The organism is Kineococcus indalonis, from assembly GCF_009906395.1.
Classification (GTDB): Bacteria; Actinomycetota; Actinomycetes; order Actinomycetales; family Kineococcaceae; genus Kineococcus; species Kineococcus indalonis.
This window is the reverse complement of the sequence record NZ_JAAALM010000024.1, coordinates 1-17,716: the sequence shown is the minus strand read 5'-3', so window position 1 is coordinate 17,716 and position 17,716 is coordinate 1. Positions and strand designations below refer to the sequence as shown.

16 protein-coding genes are annotated in these 17,716 nt (G+C 77.8%); 8 read left to right on the top strand and 8 right to left on the bottom strand.

Features of this window, described 5'->3' with window-relative positions:
* Positions 1 to 169 precede the first annotated feature (169 nt).
* Entirely contained in the window at positions 170 to 1,492 is a 1,323-nt protein-coding gene (locus tag GTR00_RS02775) for a bifunctional o-acetylhomoserine/o-acetylserine sulfhydrylase (protein WP_166610124.1), read from the bottom strand.
* 379 nt (positions 1,493 to 1,871) lie between these two features.
* On the opposite strand from GTR00_RS02775, the gene GTR00_RS02770 reads away from it, so the two are divergent.
* A complete protein-coding gene (locus tag GTR00_RS02770; protein WP_166610123.1) occupies positions 1,872 to 2,237 on the top strand; it encodes a hypothetical protein in 366 nt (121 codons plus the stop codon).
* Between the two features lie 66 nt (positions 2,238 to 2,303).
* Complete coding sequence (locus tag GTR00_RS02765; RefSeq protein WP_166610122.1) at positions 2,304 to 3,317, top strand: zinc-dependent alcohol dehydrogenase; 1,014 nt, start codon at positions 2,304 to 2,306, stop codon at positions 3,315 to 3,317.
* A gap of 40 nt (positions 3,318 to 3,357) precedes the next feature.
* Here the strand turns inward: GTR00_RS02765 and GTR00_RS02760 are convergent, their stop codons facing one another.
* Positions 3,358 to 3,972, bottom strand: a complete 615-nt coding sequence (locus tag GTR00_RS02760) for a DedA family protein (RefSeq protein WP_166610121.1) — start codon at positions 3,970 to 3,972, stop codon at positions 3,358 to 3,360.
* A 294-nt stretch (positions 3,973 to 4,266) separates the two neighbouring features.
* Between GTR00_RS02760 and GTR00_RS24720 the strand changes: the two genes are divergently transcribed.
* The 3 genes from GTR00_RS24720 to GTR00_RS02745 all read left to right on the top strand — a co-directional run bounded on the left by GTR00_RS24720 (position 4,267) and on the right by GTR00_RS02745 (position 8,213).
* On the top strand, positions 4,267 to 6,975 hold the full coding sequence (locus GTR00_RS24720) for an EAL domain-containing protein (RefSeq protein WP_323132160.1): 2,709 nt from the start codon (positions 4,267 to 4,269) through the stop codon (positions 6,973 to 6,975).
* A gap of 67 nt (positions 6,976 to 7,042) precedes the next feature.
* A complete protein-coding gene (locus GTR00_RS02750; RefSeq protein WP_205704914.1) occupies positions 7,043 to 7,483 on the top strand; it encodes a PGPGW domain-containing protein in 441 nt (146 codons plus the stop codon).
* Between the two features lie 109 nt (positions 7,484 to 7,592).
* Positions 7,593 to 8,213: a TIGR03086 family metal-binding protein gene (locus tag GTR00_RS02745; protein WP_407659583.1), complete on the top strand. Its 621-nt coding sequence runs from the start codon at positions 7,593 to 7,595 to the stop codon at positions 8,211 to 8,213.
* Positions 8,214 to 8,517: 304 nt separating this feature from the next.
* Here GTR00_RS02745 and GTR00_RS02740 read toward each other — a convergent pair whose 3' ends face one another.
* From GTR00_RS02740 to GTR00_RS02720, 5 genes are all read right to left on the bottom strand, one after another.
* Positions 8,518 to 9,870, bottom strand: coding sequence for a hypothetical protein (locus GTR00_RS02740; protein WP_166610120.1), 1,353 nt, complete (start codon positions 9,868 to 9,870; stop codon positions 8,518 to 8,520).
* A gap of 118 nt (positions 9,871 to 9,988) precedes the next feature.
* A complete protein-coding gene (locus tag GTR00_RS02735; protein ID WP_166610119.1) occupies positions 9,989 to 10,474 on the bottom strand; it encodes a hypothetical protein in 486 nt (161 codons plus the stop codon).
* Between the two features lie 78 nt (positions 10,475 to 10,552).
* A complete protein-coding gene (locus GTR00_RS02730; RefSeq protein WP_166610118.1) occupies positions 10,553 to 10,837 on the bottom strand; it encodes a hypothetical protein in 285 nt (94 codons plus the stop codon).
* A 22-nt stretch (positions 10,838 to 10,859) separates the two neighbouring features.
* On the bottom strand, positions 10,860 to 12,152 hold the full coding sequence (locus GTR00_RS02725) for a S8 family peptidase (RefSeq protein ID WP_166610117.1): 1,293 nt from the start codon (positions 12,150 to 12,152) through the stop codon (positions 10,860 to 10,862).
* Between the two features lie 115 nt (positions 12,153 to 12,267).
* Positions 12,268 to 13,059: a caspase family protein gene (locus GTR00_RS02720; protein WP_166610116.1), complete on the bottom strand. Its 792-nt coding sequence runs from the start codon at positions 13,057 to 13,059 to the stop codon at positions 12,268 to 12,270.
* Between the two features lie 227 nt (positions 13,060 to 13,286).
* On the opposite strand from GTR00_RS02720, the gene GTR00_RS02715 reads away from it, so the two are divergent.
* Both GTR00_RS02715 and GTR00_RS02710 read left to right on the top strand, forming a co-directional pair.
* Positions 13,287 to 13,901, top strand: coding sequence for an RNA polymerase sigma factor (locus GTR00_RS02715; protein WP_166610115.1), 615 nt, complete (start codon positions 13,287 to 13,289; stop codon positions 13,899 to 13,901).
* 5 nt (positions 13,902 to 13,906) lie between these two features.
* A complete protein-coding gene (locus GTR00_RS02710) occupies positions 13,907 to 14,371 on the top strand; it encodes a hypothetical protein (protein ID WP_166610114.1) in 465 nt (154 codons plus the stop codon).
* Positions 14,372 to 14,402: 31 nt separating this feature from the next.
* Here GTR00_RS02710 and GTR00_RS02705 read toward each other — a convergent pair whose 3' ends face one another.
* Positions 14,403 to 15,764, bottom strand: coding sequence for a S8 family peptidase (locus GTR00_RS02705; RefSeq protein WP_166610113.1), 1,362 nt, complete (start codon positions 15,762 to 15,764; stop codon positions 14,403 to 14,405).
* Positions 15,765 to 15,847: 83 nt separating this feature from the next.
* Here GTR00_RS02705 and GTR00_RS02700 point away from each other — a divergent pair.
* Positions 15,848 to 17,716, top strand: a 1,869-nt coding sequence (locus GTR00_RS02700) for a hypothetical protein (RefSeq protein WP_166610112.1), incomplete at its 3' end; no start/stop codon positions are given.

The window sequence follows — 17,716 nt, the reverse complement described above, 5'->3', positions numbered from 1 at the left end:
GCGCCGGCGGCGCCGCGCGCGGCCAGCGCGTCGGCGGCCGCTCCTGCCAGCACCCCGCCCAGCGCGCCGCCCAGCGCGCCGCCCACCACGTCGTCCACCACGTCGACCACCGCCACGTCCGCCCCGTCCGTCCCGTCCAGTGTCGTCGCTGCTGCGCGCCGCACCGCGCTCAGGCGGCGGCCGCGGCGAAGCCGAGGGCCAGGTCGGCGAGGACGTCCTGGAGGTCCTCGATGCCCACGGACAGGCGGACCAGGCCGGGGGTGACGCCGGAGGTGAACTGCTCCTCCACCGTCAGCTGGCTGTGGGTGGTGGAGGCCGGGTGCACCACCAGGGAGCGCACGTCGCCGATGTTGGCGACGTGGCTGTGCAGCACGAGCGCGTCGACGAAGCGCTTGCCGGCCTCCAGGCCGCCGGCGATCTCGAAGGCGAGCACGGAGCCGGAGCCGCGGGGGGTGTAGCGCTGGGCGTTGGCGTGCCAGGGCGAGGAGGGCAGGGAGGCGTAGTTGACGCTGAGGACCTGCTCGTGGGCGTCGAGGAACTCCGCCACGGCGCGGGCGTTGCGGACGTGCCGCTCCATGCGCAGCGAGAGCGTCTCCAGGCCCTGGGCGATGAGGAAGGCGTTGAAGGGCGAGGCGGCGGGGCCGAGGTCGCGCAGCAGCTGCACGCGCGCCTTGGTGACGTAGGCGGCCGGGCCGACGGCGTCGGTGAAGACGACGCCGTGGTAGCTGGGGTCGGGGGTGCTCAGGCCGGGGAAGCGGCCGGAGGCGGCCCAGTCGAAGCGGCCGGAGTCGACGAGCGCACCGGCGATGGAGGTGCCGTGCCCGCCGAGGAACTTGGTGGCGGAGTGCACCACGACGTCGGCGCCGTGCTCGATGGGGCGCACCAGCCAGGGGGTGGCGATGGTGTTGTCCACGACGAGGGGCACGCCGACGGAGTGCGCGGCGTCGGCGACGGCGGCGATGTCGAGGACGTCGCCGGCGGGGTTGGAGATGGTCTCGGCGTAGAAGAGCTTCGTCCCGGGGCGGGCGGCGGCGAGCCAGGAGGCGGGGTCGTCGGGGTCCTCGACGAAGGTGGTGGTGACGCCCATCTTCGGCAGCGTGTGCTGGAAGAGGTTGTAGGTGCCGCCGTACAGGCGCGGGCTGGCCACGACGTGGTCGCCGGCGGAGGCGATGTTGAGGACGGCGAGGGTCTCGGCGGCCTGGCCGCTGGAGACGAGCAGGGCGGCCAGGCCGCCCTCGAGGGCGGCGATGCGCTCCTCCACGACCGCCTGGGTGGGGTTCGTGATGCGCGTGTAGATGTTGCCGAGCTCGGTGAGGCCGAACAGGGCGGCGGCGTGGTCGGTGTCGCGGAAGGCGTAGCTGGTGGTCTGGTAGATCGGCAGGGCCCGCGCGCCGGTGGTGGGGTCGGGCTGCTGGCCGGCGTGGACCTGCAGGGTGTCGAAGCCCCACGCGGCGGTGGCCGGGGGCGTGCTGGGGGTCTCGTCGGTGCTCACGGTGGGCGTCCTCGTCCGTCGGTCCGTCGGGGTGGTGCGGGCTGCGTCAGCGGTGACGCGGACACCAGCCGTCGAAGAGGTAGGGGCGCCGACCCGGCCAGAAGGGGTCGAGCACGACCGTGACCGGGACCATGGCCCGATGGTGCCGCCGGGGGCGCTCCGGGGGCAACTCGCGGGCGGGTCGCGGGCTCGGGTGCGACGGGGTGGACGCGGAGGGTGATCACCGATCCCACCTTGGTGACTCAAAGTAGTTGCTCGGATACGAGGCGGGATCGGGGCTCCTCTGGCACGCTAAGGGCGACCACCGAGGGCGACTGGGTGATCACGCACGATCACTGCGCCCTCGGGCCACCGGAAGAGCTGGAGCACCTGGAGCACCATGGACGACGAGCCGACCAGCGCCCCCGCGAACGCCGGGGCCGCCGTCGCGGACGACTCGGTCCAGGTCGTGCGCTGGGACGCCCCCGCCTGGGCCTCGCGAGGCCTGGAGGTCGAGGGCGGCTGGCTGCACGCCTACGAGTCCCGCGTCGTGCCGCTCGAGGGCGACGACGGCGCCGAGCGCCCCTGCCCCGTGCGCCTGGAGTGCACCGACCTCGCCTACGCCGAGGCCGGGCAGACCGTCCTGCGCCGCTTCGGCCCGCGCGTCTTCATCGGCGACACCGCGCAGCTGTCGCTGCCCGAGGCCCGGCGCCTGGTCGCCGCCCTCACCGAGGTCATCGAGCGCGCCGAGGGCGCCGGGCGCTGAGCGCCCCCGGCGCCCGGCGCGTCCCGGGCACCGGGGCACCCGGGCGCGGCCACTAGGTTCTGGCGCATGGCCCTCTCCCGCGCGGTGCGCATCACCTCCCCCGGTCACCTCGAGGTCGTCGACGTCGAGGTGGCCCCGCCCGGCCCCGGCGAGGCGCTCGTGCGGGTCGCGCACTGCGGCATCTGCGGCTCCGACCGCGAGGTGTTCGCCGGCACCCGGCCCGCGGAGTTCGTCCGCTACCCCGTCGTGCCCGGCCACGAGTGGTCCGGCACCGTCGAGGCCGTCGGCGAGGGCGTGCCGCAGGAGCTCGTGGGCCGCGGCGTCGTCGGCCAGGGCATCCGCACCGCCGAGGGCACCCCCGCCTCCGTCGCCGGGGACACCGGGGGCTGGGCGCAGGAGTACGAGGAGACCGGCTTCACCCTGCCCGGCGGCTGGGCGCAGCACCTGACCCTCCCCGCGCGCTACCTGCACCTGCTGCCCGAGGGCGCCGACCTGCGCGCCGCCGCCGGCATCGAGCCCGCCGCCTGCGTGGCCGAGGCCGTCCTGCTCGCCGACGTCACCGTCGGCTCGAAGGTGGCCGTCGTGGGCGCCGGCACCCTGGGCCTGCTCGCCGTGCAGCTGCTGCGCGGGGCCGGCTGCGAGGTCACCGTGGTGCACCGCAACGGCGAGCGCGAGGAGCTCTCGCGCCGCTGCGGCGCGGCGCACTACACCACCACCGAGGGCGCGCAGGCGCTGGAGGGCACCTTCGACGCCGTCGTCGAGGCCGCCGGCGCCCCGGGCGTGGCCCGCACCTCCGTGCGCCTGGCCCGCCGCGGCGGGCGCGTGGTGCTCACCGGAATCCCCGCCGCCGACGCCGACGACCTGTCCTCCCTGGAGCTGGTCTCGCGCAACGTGCACGTCCTGACCGTCTTCGGCGCCCCCACCCGCGCGTGGGCGTACGCGGTGCGCGCCTTCGCCGCCGGCGTGCTGGACCCCACCCCGCTGATCACCCACGAGTTCGGGATCGAGGACGCCGGGCGGGCCCTGGAGGTCCTCGGGGACCGCTCCTCCGGCGCCCTGAAGGTGCTGCTGCACCCCTGAGGCCCCGGGTGCCGGAGCACCCGCGGGCGCGCGCCGCCCCTCAGCGGGGGCGGCGCGCGGCGCGGCGGCGCTGCACCAGCCCCACCAGCACCGTGACCCCCACCCCCAGCGCGACGGCCACCGCCGCGCCCACCAGCGGCCGGTCGCTGGCGCTGCGCCCGGCCAGCCCGATCGCCGAGTACACCAGCGACCACGCCAGCGCCGGCACCGCGGCGGCCACCGCGAAGCGGCGCACCGGGTACGCGGTGCCGGCCGCGGCCACCATCACCGGCACCCGCGCCCCCGGCAGCAGCCGCGCGGCGACCAGCGTGCGCACGTCGTGCCGGGCCAGCCGCTCGCCCAGCTCCGCCACGTGCGCGGCGGCCCGCCCCGAGGTGCTGCGCCGGTGCAGCAGCCGCGCCAGGCGGTTCTCCGAGCGGTGCAGCAGCGCGTAGAGGACCAGGTCGCCCGCGTGGGCGGCCGCCGCGCCCACCAGCAGCACCTCGCCCGTGGAGGCCCAGGAGCGGTGGTGCGCCAGCGCCGCCATCGCCGAGACCGCCGCGCCCGTGGGCACCACCGGCAGCAGCGCGCCCAGCAGCACGGCCGCCAGCAGCACCACCAGCGCCCACGCCCAGGAGTCGGCCGCGCGCGCGGCGGGGTCCAGCAGGTCCGGCACCGGGCCCCCTCCCGCGGACGGCGCGACGGGCCGCTGCCCGTCCCCGCCGGTCACGGTAGCGGCGCGGGCCGACGCGGCGGACGACCCGCCGCTGCGATCACGCTGCGCACCTGCCGCGTCGCTTTTCGCCGTTCTGCTTGCGCTCTCCACCGCCATCCCCTTCGCTGGTGCACGCCCCGCGACGCGTCCGCCGGGCCGGTGCGCTGGGCCGGGCGGGTGGTCGAGCGCGGCTGACCGGGGTACCCGCTGCGCGTCCCGCTCAACGCCCCCGAGCGCCGCGCCGACGTGCGCGAGGTGATCCCCCTGTCCCCGACCCGGCGACGAGGCCGCAGCGGCAGCCTGCAGCGGCGCCTGATCGGCATGCTCCTGGTGCCCGTGCTGGGGCTGGCGCTGTTCGTGGGCACCGCCGTGCACGACCGCGTCGCCCGGGTGCGCGCCGTCGACGCCGCCGTCGCCCGGGTGCGCGCCGCCGTGGCCCTGGACGCGGTGCGCCTCGGCGTCGCCCAGGAGGTCACCCCCGCCCTGGTGACCGACCTGCTGGCCGACGACGCCGGGGCCCGCCGGCTGCAGGTGGACCAGCAGGTCCTCGCCGCCCTGGCCGTGCCCGACCTGCCCGGGCGCCTGGCCGGCGCGCGCGCCCAGGTCGACGCCGCCCTGCAGCGGGCCCGCGCCACCCTCGCCGCCGGCGAGGCCGACCGGGTCGCCGCCGAGCTGCGGCGGCTGCGCGCGGCACCGCGCGCGGACCGCCCCGTGGAGTCGGTGTTCACCGACTACCAGCGCCTCGCCGAGCGCCTCGGCGTGCAGGCCGCCGCCCACCTGCGCACCGCCCGCGCCCAGGGCCTGGACGGCGAGACCACCTCCGCCCTGGCCGACCTCGGGCGCGTGTCGCGGGCGGCCACCCTGGCCGGCGCGGAGATGCCGCTGCTGCTGGCCTCGCTGCTGGGCACCGGCCCCGCCGGCGAGGCCGTGCGGGCCCGCTTCGTGGAGGCCTGGGGCGGCTACCGCGAGGCCGCCGGCGAGGTCGTGGGCACCTGCTCCCCCGAGGTCGTCACCGCCTGGAGCGCCGCCACCGGCAGCCTGGTGCGCACCGTGGACTCCACCGCCGCCGCCGTCGCCACCGCCGGCCAGGAACCGCCGGTGCAGCGCCTGCCCGCGCTGCTGGCCGCCAACGAGCGCCGCGACGCCGGCGTGGGCGCGGCCCTGCGGGTGGCCGCCGACGTCGCCGCGGCCGCCGGCGCCGCCCACGCCGACCGCGCCCGCCGCGAGCTGACCCAGCTGCTGCTGGTGACCGCCGCGCTGCTGCTGGCCAGCCTGGCGGTCACCGCCGTCGTGCGCGCCTCCCTGACCCGCCCGCTGGCCCGGCTGGCCGCGCAGGCGCGCGCGGTGGGCGCCGGCGAGCTCGTCGACGTCGCCGAGTCCGGCCCCGAGGAGGTCCGCACCGTCGCGCGCGGCCTGGCCGCCGCCGTGGACGGCCTGCGCCGCCTGCGCGACCAGGCGCAGGCCGTGGCCGCCGGCGACCTGGACTCCGAGGCGGCCCGGCGCCCCCTGCACGGCCCCCTGGGGGAGGTCGTGCACGCCTCGGTGACCCAGCTCATCGGCGCCATCCACGACCGCGAGCGCCTCCAGGCGGACCTGCGCCACCAGGCCTCGCACGACGCGCTGACCCTGCTGCCCAACCGGGCCCGGGCGCAGGCGCTGCTGGAGGCGGCCCTGCACCGCGCCCGGCGCGAGGGGCACCGCGCGGCCCTGATGTTCGTGGACCTGGACCGCTTCAAGCACGTCAACGACTCCCTCGGCCACGCCGCCGGCGACGAGCTGCTGCGCGTCGTCTCCGCCCGCATGGGCGCGGTGGTGCGCGAGGGGGACGTGGTGTGCCGCTTCGGCGGGGACGAGTTCGTCGTCCTGGTGCCCGCGGTGCCCGCCGGGGTGCGCGAGGAGGTGGCGCTGGAGGAGCTGCGGGCGCTGGGGCAGCGGCTCGTGGACGCCGTGTGCGCGCCCGTGGAGCTGTGCGGGCGGCAGGTGCGCGTCGGGGCGAGCGTGGGGGTGGCGCTCGCCGCCGCCGGCGACGGCGCCGAGCAGCTCCTCCACGACGCCGACGCGGCCACGTACCGGGCCAAGGCCGCCGGCCGCGGCGTCGTGGAGGTCTTCGACGAGCAGCTGCGCGCCGAGCTCGGCGAGCGCAGCGCCACGGAGGAGGCGCTGCGCGCGGCGCTGGCCGGCGGGCAGCTGGTGCTGCACTACCAGCCGGTGCTGGACCTGGCCTCCGGGCGCACCCGCGCCGTGGAGGCGCTGGTGCGCTGGCGGCGCCCGGGCCGGCGCGAGCTGGTGGGGCCCGACGCGTTCGTGCCGGTCGCCGAGCGCTCGGACCTGGTGTGCGAGCTGGGCCGCTGGGCGCTGCGGGAGGCCGCCGCGCAGCTGGTGCGCTGGGACGCCGAGGGCGGTGAGCGGGCCGGGCTGGCGGTCGCGGTGAACGTCTCCGGCCGGCACCTGGCCGCCCCCGGCCTGCTGGACGACGTGCGCGAGGCCCTGGCCGCCGCGCGCGTGGACCCCGCCCGCCTGACGGTGGAGATCACCGAGACGGTGCTGGTGGAGGAGCCCCTGGCGCTGGAGCACCTGCGGGCGCTGCGCGCGGTGGGGGTGCGCGTGGCGATCGACGACTTCGGCACCGGCTACACCTCCATCGGGCAGCTGTCCCGGCTGCCGGTGGACGTGCTGAAGATCGACCGCTCGCTGGTGGCCTCCGCCGACGCCGGGCACGCGGCGCTGGTGCGGCTGGTGGTCAGCGCCGCGCACAGCTTCGGCCTGGGCGTCGTCGCCGAGGGCGTGGAGGAGCCGCACCAGCTCGACCAGCTGGCGGCGACCTCGTGCGACGCGGCGCAGGGGCACCTGTTCGGCCGCGCCGTGCCGCCCGGCGAACTGGCCACCCCGCGCCTGCCCGGCGCGCGGGACGGCGTGCGGCAGGGCGCGGCGGCGGCCGTGCCCGCGCAGGGCGCGCGGGGCTGAACCGCGCGGGTGCGCCCGGCGGGCCGGTGGTCGACCATCGGGGCAGACGCCGAACCGGGGAGGTCCCGTGCCGCGCTCCGCGCAGTCCGTGAAGAAGGTGCTCGTCACCGTCGCCGGGTCGGCGCTGACCCTCACCGGCGCGGCGCTGCTGGTGCTGCCCGGCCCCGGCTTCGTCCTCGTCGCCGCCGGCCTGGCGGTGCTGGCCACGCAGTTCGCGTGGGCGCGCCGGCCCCTGGACAGGGCCCAGCGCCAGGCGTGGCGCGGCGTGGACGAGGTCGGCTCCAGCCGGGGGCGCGCCTGGTTCGCCGCCGCGTGCGGCGCCGCCCTCGTGGTCGTGGGGGTGCTGCCCCTGGCCGGCGCGCGGGTGCCGCACCTCAACGCCCTCACCGGCGTGTTCCTCGTCCTCAGCGGCCTGTTCCTGCTCGCCGTGACCGGCTGGGCGCACAGCCCCGCCGGGCGCCGGGCGCGCGCCGCGCACCGGCCGCGCCGGCGCCGCCGGGTGCGGTGAGGAGCGGCGCCCGCCGGTGAGCCCGGCGCGCGGCGCGGGTCACCACCACGACGAGCCGACCGGGGAGGACGCCGTGGAGGAGACCCTGCACGAAGCCGTGGACGAGACCGTGGACGGGGCGCCCCGGGCGGTGCCGGGGGAGGGTCCACCGGACCTGCACGCCGCCGCCGAGCGCACCGCGCGCGTGGTGGCGGCGCTGCCGCAGGACCTGCTGGACGCGCCCACGCCGTGCGCGGGCACCACCGTGGCCGCGCTGCTGGAGCACGTGGGCGGCCTGGCGCTGGCCTTCACCGCCGCGGCGCGCAAGGACCTCGGCCCGCTGACGGACACCCCGCCGGGCGGCCCGACCGGCGCGCTGCCCGGCGGCTGGCGCGCGGTGCTCCCCGAGCGGCTGCGCGCGCTGGCGGAGGCCTGGTCGGACCCGGCGGCCTGGCGCGGCGCCACCCGCGCCGGCGGGATCGACCTGGACGCCGGCGAGGCCGGGCTGGTGGCGCTGGACGAGCTCGTCCTGCACGGCTGGGACCTGGCGGTGGCCACCGGGCAGCCCTACGAGGTGGACGCGGCCGCCCTGGCGGCGGTGCACGCGTTCGTGGCGGCGGTGCCGGCGGACCCGGACGCGCGCACCGGGCTGTTCGGCCCGCCGGTGCCGGTGCCGGCGGGCGCCCCGGCCTGGCACCGGGTGCTGGGCCTGGCCGGGCGCGACCCCGCCTGGGCGCCGCCGGGTGCGTGAGGGGACGACCTGCTCCAGCACCCGCTCGTCGCTCGTGCAGTCGGTGCGCCCGTCCGCGGCGGTGAAGTCGGTGTGGACCCGCACGCGCAGGACGTGGGGTGGCACTCGCCGAACGGGCGCAGCGTGGAGGAGGACTCGCCGCCGGTGCAGCTGCCGTCCTCGTCGCACAGCACCTGGTCCCCGCACGTGGAACCCACGCTGACCCGGGTGGTCGAACGGGTGGCCGCATCGGTGTTGCGCCCGCGTGGTGCGTGACGTCCCCTTCACGAGGGGTCGGGCGGTGGTCGACGACGATCGGTGCACGTCACTTCAGGTCGCTGACGGCACCGGTGCTCACGGTGCCGTTGCCCAGGTCCAGGGTCGCGTGCTTGAGCCTGCGCTGGACGCCGGAGTCCACGACGGACCCGTTCGCCACCGAGCAGAGGATGAAGCTGGCCTGCATGCCCGCGACGTAGCGGAGGTGATCGACGTTCCGCAGCGCGCTCTGCGGCGCTGCGGTCTCCGACCCGGTGCTGTCGAGGGAGACGAAGAGGACGTGCGTGACCCCGGACCCCTCCGAGAACAGCGCCTCGCGGGCCAGTGCCGCCAGCAAGGGGCTCCGCGTCCCACCGGACGGGGTGGTGCAGGCGGCGGCGAAGGCGTCGACCTCGGCGATCACGGAGTCGACGAACGTCACGGCCGGCGCGAGCCGCGCTCCTACCGCGACGTGCTCGGCCACGCGCTGGTCGAGGTCGGCGAGGTGGGCCTTCAACGCCTGCGCCGGCGCGGGCGCCGGTTCGTCGCGTTCGAGCACCTCCAGGTACGAGGCGAGCGTCGACCGCCTCTCCTCCTTCAGCTCCTCGACGGCTCGCTCGAACATCGAGCGCTCCGTGCGTGCGGCGATCGTCGCGGTCCGCAGGGTCCGCGAGGCGCCGAGGAGTTCCGTGAACTCCCCGAGCAGCCCGGAGCGGCCGTCCACGTGGCCGAACCCGTCGATGGACACCCGCACACCGCGCGACGTCAGGTTCCTGGCCACTTCGGCGAGCAGCGGTGTCCCGCTCGTCGTCATGGTGCGCGAGGACACCGTGTAGTTGGTCCTCAGCATCCCGGCGACGTCGGCGACGCCCCCCACGACGGCGGGCAGCGCGGCCAGGGCGGCCGGGACCAGTCCGGCCGGGGTGAGCGCTGCCGCCAGGTTCGACACCGCCGGGACCCCGAGCGCCATCGGTGTTCCCGCGGCCTGGAGAGCGAGGTCCTCCGCGGACTGCCCCGGACCGGGGGGTCCCGCTGCACCGGGCACGTGCCGGCCCAGCGACCGGGCGAGCCGGTCCGCCAGCGCGACGGCTCCCTGCAACCGCCGCAGCGTCGTCGTGATCACCAGGTGGCTCCAGGTCGAGTCGAGCAGCGCCCTGTCCTCGACGAGCAGGACGTGCCGGGCCCCGGCCCTGCTGACGGCTGTCGCCGCCGCGCTCGTCACGTCGTCCAGCAGGGAGTACGCGACGATCTCCCCGGGGTACCCGGCTCCGGCTCCGAGCGTCGTGCTCCCGGAGAGGGGTCTCAGCTCCGCGTCGGGCAGGCCGCGGAAGTGCTCGGACCACGACGTCGGCGCGGCAGAGCCGTTCTTCTCGGCGGTCCTCGTGGAGCCGCCGTCCTTCGGGGAACCGTCGTCCTGGGCCACGCCTTCGCTCCTCGTCGGTGTCGGTGAACCTCTGGTGCGCCTTCTGGCGCGTCCTCCGGTGCGTCGTCCCGGGGACCGCCCGGTGCCGCCGGTCGGTCGCTCCCCCGCGCGTCCGCGTTCAGCTGACGGTGATCTGCTTGGACGCCGAGCGGATCGAGCTCTCACCCGTGGCCACGACGTCGAAGCGGTGCGGGGCGAAGACGCCGAGCTCGTCGGGGACGACCACGGCGACGCCGCTGAAGCTGCCGTCGCCGTCCACCTGGGTGCTGGCCACCTCGGAGGTGTGCACGCGGACCGTGACGACCTCGTCCGGGTCGAAACCCTCGCCGCTGACGGTGAACGTCTCCCCCGCGGGAGCCGACGTCGCCGACAGGAAGAGCGACGCGGGCCCCGACGACCCGCTGCTCGGCTCCGCCCCGTCCGACCCGGCGCTGTCCTCCCCGGAGCCGTCCCGCACCGCGCCCCAGCCGGGCACGGCACCGTCGCCGCCCGGCCCCTGGTCGAACAGGCCCAGGCTCGGGACGATCCCGATGAACGCCGCCAGCACCGTGCCGACGAGCCCGATCAGGGCGATGAGGACCGCGTTCTGGCCGCCCTTGGACATCGTCGCCTCCTCGTGGTGCGTGCTGGCGGTGCGGCGGGTGGTGCGTGCTGGTGGTGCGTGCTGGTGGTGCCGCCGGGGTCAGTCCGTCGTGACGCGCGCCGGCCGGTCCAGGTGGACCCGCCGCACGTCCGGGTGGGCGGCGAGGGTGGTGACGGCGCCGGCGGGCAGCTGCGCGGCGACGGCGGCGGCCAGGGCGAGGACGCGCACGCCGGTGGCCCCGGCCCGCTGCAGGGCGGTGAGCACGGCGGCGGGCGGGGCCTCGGGGTGCAGCGCGAGGAGCACCGGCAGGGGCGAGGAGGTGCCCCCCGCCGCCGCGAGCCGTTCGAGCTCGGCGCGCAGGGCGGGGTCCACGTCCGCGGTCACGGCCCCAGGGTGCCCGCGGCGGTCACTTCGTGACCACCGCGCGGATCAGGGCGCCGAAGGCGTTGGCCATGCCGTAGCCCGCCTCGTTCGGCAGGAGCGGCAGGTCCTCGCAGGCGTCCTCCAGGGCCTTCTTGACGACGGCCGGGGAGGCGTCGGGGTGGCGCTCCAGGAACAGGGCGGCCAGGCCGGCGACGTGCGGGCTGGCCATCGAGGTGCCGCTGAAGGACGCGAAACCCCCGCCGGTGATCGTGGAGACGATGCCGTCGCCGGGAGCGGCCAGGTCCGGCTTGGTGAGCCGGATCGCCGAGCCCGGGCTCAGGCGCCCGCTGCCGGGCCCGATGCTGGAGAAGGACGCGAGGTTCTTGGCCTTGTCGAGCGCGCCGACGGTCAGGACCCGGCGGGCGGCGCCGGGGTGGCGGATGTTGAACGGCGGGCCGGCCGGGGAGGCGTCGCCCTCGTTGCCGGCGGCCACGACGACCGTGACGCCCAGGCGGGAGGCGTTGTCGGCCGCGAGGCACAGCACGCAGTCGGCGTCGTCGCACACCCAGCCGTGGTGGACCTCGCTCCAGCCGAGGCTGAGGTTGGCCACCCGGGCGCCGCGGCGCACCGCCTGCTCCAGCCCGTCGATCACCGAGGTCGGTGAACCCGACCCGGAGGCGGTGAGGACCTTGACGTCGACCAGGTCCGCCTGGTGCGCGACGCCGCGGTAGATCGGGTCGTTGCTCGCCACGGTGCCCGCGACGTGGGTGCCGTGGTCGCCGGGGACGGTGACGGGCTCGCCCACCGTGCTGACCTGGTCGACGACCTTGCCGGACAGGGCGGGGTGGCCGGCGTCGATGCCGCTGTCGAGGACGGCCACCCGCACGCCGCGGCCGCTGACGTGCAGGGCCTCCTGCGCCTGGGGGACCTCCATGACGTGCACGCTCTCGTTCATCACGGCGACGTGCTCCAGGGTGGAGGCGCGCACGAGGCGCACCTCGTCCAGTTCCGCGACCGCGTCCAGCTGCGCCGGGGTCAGTTCCGCCGTGACGGCGTTGGTGAGGGCGTGCGGGTGCACGCCCAGCGCCCGCAGGCGGGTGAGGCGCTCGACGACGGGCGCCTGGCGCTGCCCCACCGCGCGCTGCAGGTCCGCCAGCGCGGCGCCGCGGTCCTCGCCGTCCTGCAGCTGCGGGGCTTCGACGTCCTCGACGTGCGAGATGATCACCGGGATGCGGACGGCTCCGTCGTCCGTCTCGCCGGCGCGGGCCCCGGCGCTCCTGGCGCGCACGCGCCCCTGCTCGACGAGCGTGAGCAGTCGTGGTTCGAGCTTCTCCACGGTCGTCCCCTCCGTGGTCGTCCGGTGGTCGTGCTCGTGGTGCTCGTGGTGGTGCGCACCGGGCGCCCTCCCCCTGCTGCCCGGGCGCCCGGTGCGGTCCTGCGCGGCGCGCTGCTCAGGCGAGCACGCGCCACGAGCGCTGCGCCGACGTGCCGGACAGGCCGGGCGTCTGCGGGTGGTCGGCGCTGGGCAGCTGCGCGCGGACGGCGGCGATCCAGTCGCGGTAGGTCGCCGCCCCGGGCAGGGTTTCCAGCGCGCGCAGCGCGACGTGGGTGAAGGCGCCGTTGGGCCGGCCGTCGAACCGGCCGTCGTAGCTGAACTCGTGGTCCTGGCAGCCGGACAGCAGCAGCGCGGAACTGCGCCGGGACGACCCGCCGGCGGCCCGCCCCTCGACCGCGCGGGCGCGGCGGGTGGCCTCCTGCGGCAGGAAGACCTCCGGCGGCAGGAACCTCAGCCGCCGCGCGCGGCCGCCCGGCAGCGCCTGGAACCTCGCGACGCTGCCGGAGTGGCAGGAGTCGCTGACGAGGACGACCCTCACGCCGCGCTCCCGGCCGGTGAACACCTCGAACAGCTCGTCGTCGAGCAGGGGCCCGCGCGCGGCGACGTCGTACGGGCACAGGGCCTCGTCGCGGCGGTCGGGTTCGTCACCGCCCTCGTCGGGGACCCAGGTGCCGTGCCCGGAGAAGGTGACGACCACGGTGTCGCCCGACCGGGCCCCGGAGACCAGGGCGCGCAGCCGCTCGCGCAGCGCCGCCCCGGTGGCCTCGGCGTCCAGGAGCTCCTCGACCTGGAAGTCGCGGGCCTTCAGCGCGTCCCCCCAGTCGCGCGCGTCGTTCACGCACCCGAGCAGGTCGCTGCCGGTCCCGGGGTAGTCGTCGATGCCGATGCACAGAGCACGAGCCGCCACGTCGACCTCCGTCGGTGGGGTGGCGCTGCGCACCACCGGTGTTCGCTGGGAGGAGGACGCGCACCGGCCCGCTGATACCCGCCGGTGCACGGGCCCGCGGGAACGGGCCCGGACGCGGGCGGCGGGGGTATCCTCACCGCCTCGCCGGGCTCTGGTCCACAGGACCCGCACCGGGCCCGCACCGGGCCCGCGCGGGGCCCGGGCGGGGCCCGGCGGAGGAGGCGACGATGGGTGCGGACAGCTCGACCGCCGACCTGGTGCGCGCGGCCGCCGAGGGCGACGGCGAGGCGTGGGACGAGATCGTGCAGCGCTACGCCGAACTCGTGGTGGCGGTCTGCCGCCGGTTCCGCCTGGCCGACGCGGACGTCCGGGACGTGAGCCAGACCGTGTGGCTGCGGCTCGTCGAGAACCTGCCCGCGCTGCGGGAACCGGGCGCGCTGCCCGGGTGGCTGGGCAGCACGACGCGCAACGAGTGCCTGCACCTGCTGCGCTCCTCGCGGCGCCAGGTGCTGGTGGAGGAGCCGCGGGAGTTCCCCGACGCCGCTCCCGGCCTCGACGAGGACCTCCTGGCCGCGGAGCGGCGCAGCGCGCTGCGGCAGGCGTTCGCCTGCCTGCCGCCGGCCTGGCGGGCGCTGCTGGAGCTGCTCGTGGCGGACCCCCCGCTGCCCTACGCGGAGATCAGCCGCCGGCTGGGCATCCCCGTGGGCAGCATCGGCCCCACGCGCGCCCGCTGCCTGGAGAAGCTGCGCAGGTCGCCGGCCCTGACCGCGCTGCTCGGCGGGGACGGCGAGCAGCCGCAGCGCCCGGCCGGGCGCTCGAGCAGGACCCCGAGGGAGAGGTGAGGACGATGGGCGAGCGGTTCCCGCAGGAGCCCGCGGACGAGGAGCTGCTGGCGGCGGTGCGCTCGGCGCTGCGGCCGCCGCAGGTTCCCGAGGACGTCCTCGCCGCGGCGCGGGCGGTCTACACGTGGCGGACCGTGGACGCGGAGCTGGCGGAGCTGTCCTACGACTCCGCGGGGTCCTCGCGCCCCGGCGCGGGGGTGCGCGGGCGCACCGCCGCCCTGCGCACGCTGACGTTCCGCGCCCGGGAGGTCGTCGTGGAGGTGGGCGTCACCCCGGACGCGCTGACCGGCCAGGTCGTCCCGCCGGTGGTGCGGGCGGTGGAGCTGCACACCACCGGCGCGGACCCGGTGCCGGTGGACGTGGACGAGCTGGGCTGCTTCACGGTCCACCCGCTGCCCGCGGGCCGCTTCCGGCTCGTGTGCACCACGGCCGGCGGCGAGCGGATCGTCACCGACTGGGTGGGGTTGTAGGAGCGGCGCCGGGCACGGCGGATCCGGCGCGTCAGCGGGCGGCGGTTCCGGGCAGGACCGGGACGGCCGTGCCGTAGCCGGGGACGTCCCGCGCCCGGCGGTCGCCGCGCAGCACCTCCAGCAGCGCCCGGCGCGGCGCGGTGCCGGGCTCGCGGGCCATCCTGTCGGCGACGGCGCCGGTGATCTGCGGGGCGGCGAAGGAGGTCCCGGTGCCCAGCGCCCAGGAGTCCGGCCCGAACGTGTCCGGGTCCTCCTTGTCCACCGCGCGCGACTCCGTGCCGGGCACGTAGGTGGACACCACGCCCTCGCCGATCGCGGAGCAGTCCACCCAGGGGCCGTGGTCGGACCAGGGGGAGGGTTTCAGCGAGGCGGTGACGCTGGCGACGGCGACCACCGAGCGGAACGCCGCCGGCCAGGTGGGCCGGGTGCCGCCGGAGTTGCCGGCGGCGGCGACGAGCAGCACGTCGGGGTGCTCCTCGGCGAGGACCTCCAGCGCCACCTGCATCCCCACCGGCGGCACGTCGTCCACGGTGCGGGTGCCCAGCGAGAGGTTCACCAGCTGCGCGCCCGCGTCGGCGGCGCGCAGCACCGCGGCGGCCACGCGCACGTCGCTGCCGATCCCGTCGCTGTCGACGGCGTCGTAGGAGCGCAGCGCGGCCCCCCGGGCGACCTGCTGCACCACCCCGGCGGTGAACTGCCCGTGGCCGGCGGCCAGGTCCAGCTCCCCCGGCTCCCGCCCGGGGTTCCGGTAGAGGGGGTCCACGTCGCCCTCGGCGTTGCGCAGCCAGCCGTCGCGGCGCTCCTCCGCGGCGCGGCCGGTGTCCACGACGGCGACGCGCACCGCGCCCTGCGGCAGGGAGGTGCCCGGCCCGCGCGGGCCGGGCGGTGCGCTGGCCGGCTCGAAACCGCCCTCCCCCTTGGCGACGTAGCCCAGCGGGACGACGTGGTTCACGCTCGCCGGCACGCCGGCGGCGCGCAGCTCGCGGGCGTGCCGGCTGGCCAGGTGCACCGGCGTGCCGGGCCTGCTGAAGCGGGTGACCAGCCCGCGCAGCTCCTCGACCTCCTCGCCGGCGTACCCCAGCGGGCGCAGCACCTTCGCCGCGCGCGCGGCCGCGGAGGTGCGCACCAGCACCTCCCCGAGCACCGCCACGAGGAAACCGGTGTCCTGCTCCAGGCAGCCGACCTCGCACGGCCGGTAGCGCGCCACCGCCGCGCCGCCGGGCGGTCCGCCCGGCGGGGACGACGCGGTGCGGCGCTGCACGATCGCCGCGAGCAGGTCGCGCTGGTAGCTGCGGCTGGACTCCGCGTCCGCCATGCGCCGCAGCTGCAGCGCCACCCGCGCGCCGTCCTCCCGCCGCTGCTCGCTGCTGCGCGGATCCATGTGACGGGTCACGGCGCGTCTCCTCCGCGAATCGGTGTATAAACCGTTCCTCGCACCACACTCGGTCACGCCGTCAGCGTCAAGGGGGTGCTGGGGTGGAGGAGACGGGCACGGCGCTCCTGATACGTGCCGAGGCCGCCTACGAGCGCTCGGTGCGCGACCCCGGCAGCCCCGGCGACGCGGCCGACCTCGTCGCCGAGGCCCGCCGCGCCGGCGACGCCCCCGCGCTCGTGGTCGCCCTGCGCGCCCAGGGCTGGTGCGCCCGGCACCGCCTGGCCGGCGCGGAGGCCAAGGACCACCTCGACGAGGCCGTCCGGGTCGCGCGCCGCCACGGCCTGACGGCGCTGCTGACCGCCGTGCTGACGACGCGGGCCGCGATCAACCAGGAGCTGGGCAGCGCCCGGGCCGCGCGGCGCGACCTGCAGCACGCCCGCGAGCTGGGCCCCTCCCCCGCGCTGGACCTGCAGCAGGCGGTGCTGCTGCACAACACCGGCGCGCTGGACGGGGCCGAGGCGCTGTACCGCGCGCTGCTCGACGCCCCCGCCACCCCTCCGGACATCCGCGTCAAGGCGGGCAACAACCTCGCCCTGGTGGAGAGCCAGCACGGCCGGCACGAGGCCGCCGTGGCGCGCCTGGAGGCGCTCGAGGGCGAGGCCGCCCGCGTCGGCCCCGCCCTCGTCGCCGTCGTGGAGGACAGCCGCGCCTGGGCCACCGTGCAGAGCGGCCGGCTCACCGAGGGGCTGCGCCTGATGGAGCGGGCCGCCGAGGCCCACCGCAGCGCGCACCTGCCGCTGGGCGAGCACCACCTGGAGCGCTCCGACGCCCTCGTGGAGCTGCGGCTGCTGCCCGAGGCCGCGGACGCCGCGGCGCTGGCGCTGGAGGACTTCCGCCGCGGCGGGGTGTGGCTGCTGGCCGCCGAGGCGCAGGTGCGCGTGGCGCGCCTGGCGCTGCTGGGCGCCCCCGAGCGGGCCGAGGCCGCCGCCCGCGAGGCCGCGGAGCTGTTCGGGCGCCAGCGGCGCACCGCCTGGACGGCGTTCGCGCGCGGCGTGGAGGTGGTGGCGCGCACCGAGGCCGGGCGGCCCGGCGCCGCGGACCTGCCGGTGCTCGTGCGCGCCGCCCGGACCCTGGAGCGCGCCGGGATCGTCACCTGGGCCGCGGACGCCCACCTGGCCGCCGGGCGCCTGGCGGCCCTGCTCGGGCGCACCGGCACCGCGCTGGAGGCCCTGGAGCGCGCCGGCGGGCTCTGCGCGGACGGCCCCGCCCTGGTGCGCCTGAAGGGGCGCGTGGCCCGGGCGCGGGCGGCGCAGCTCACCGGCCGGCCCGGGGAGGTCCTGGCGCACTGCCGCGCGGGCCTGGCCGACCTGTCCCGGCACCGCGCGGCGCTGCCCACCGCGGAGCTGCGCGCCCGCGCCTCCGGCCACGGCGTGGAGCTGGGCCAGCTCGGGCTGGGGGCGCTGCTGCCCACCGCCTCCCCCGAGCGGGTCCTGCGCTGGCTGGAGCGCACCCGCGCCGCGGCCCTGCTGACCAGCGAGGCGCCCCGCACCGGCGGGACCGGGGCGGACCTGGCCCTGCTGCGCGGCGTGCACGCCGAGCTGGCCGCCGCGCGCGCCGGTGACGGCGCCGAACCGGCCGAGCTGCTGGAGCGGCAGAAGACCCTCGAGGAGCGGGTGCGGCGGGCCACCTGGGTGGACCCGGCCACGCACCCGCCGCCGGCGGCGGCACCGACCGCCGCGGAGCTGCGCCTGGCCCTGCAGGGCCGCGTCCTCGTCGAGTACGGCCGGCACCGCGGCGACCTGCTGGCGGTGCTCGTGGGGCCGCGGCGCTCGCGGACCGTCGCGCTGGGGCCCGCCGAGGCGCTGCGCGAGCCGTCCAGCAAGCTGCTGTTCGCGCTGCGCTCCCTGGCCCGCGACGGCGGCGCGCCCGCCCTGCTGGAGGCGCTGCGCGCCACCGCCGACGCGATGCGC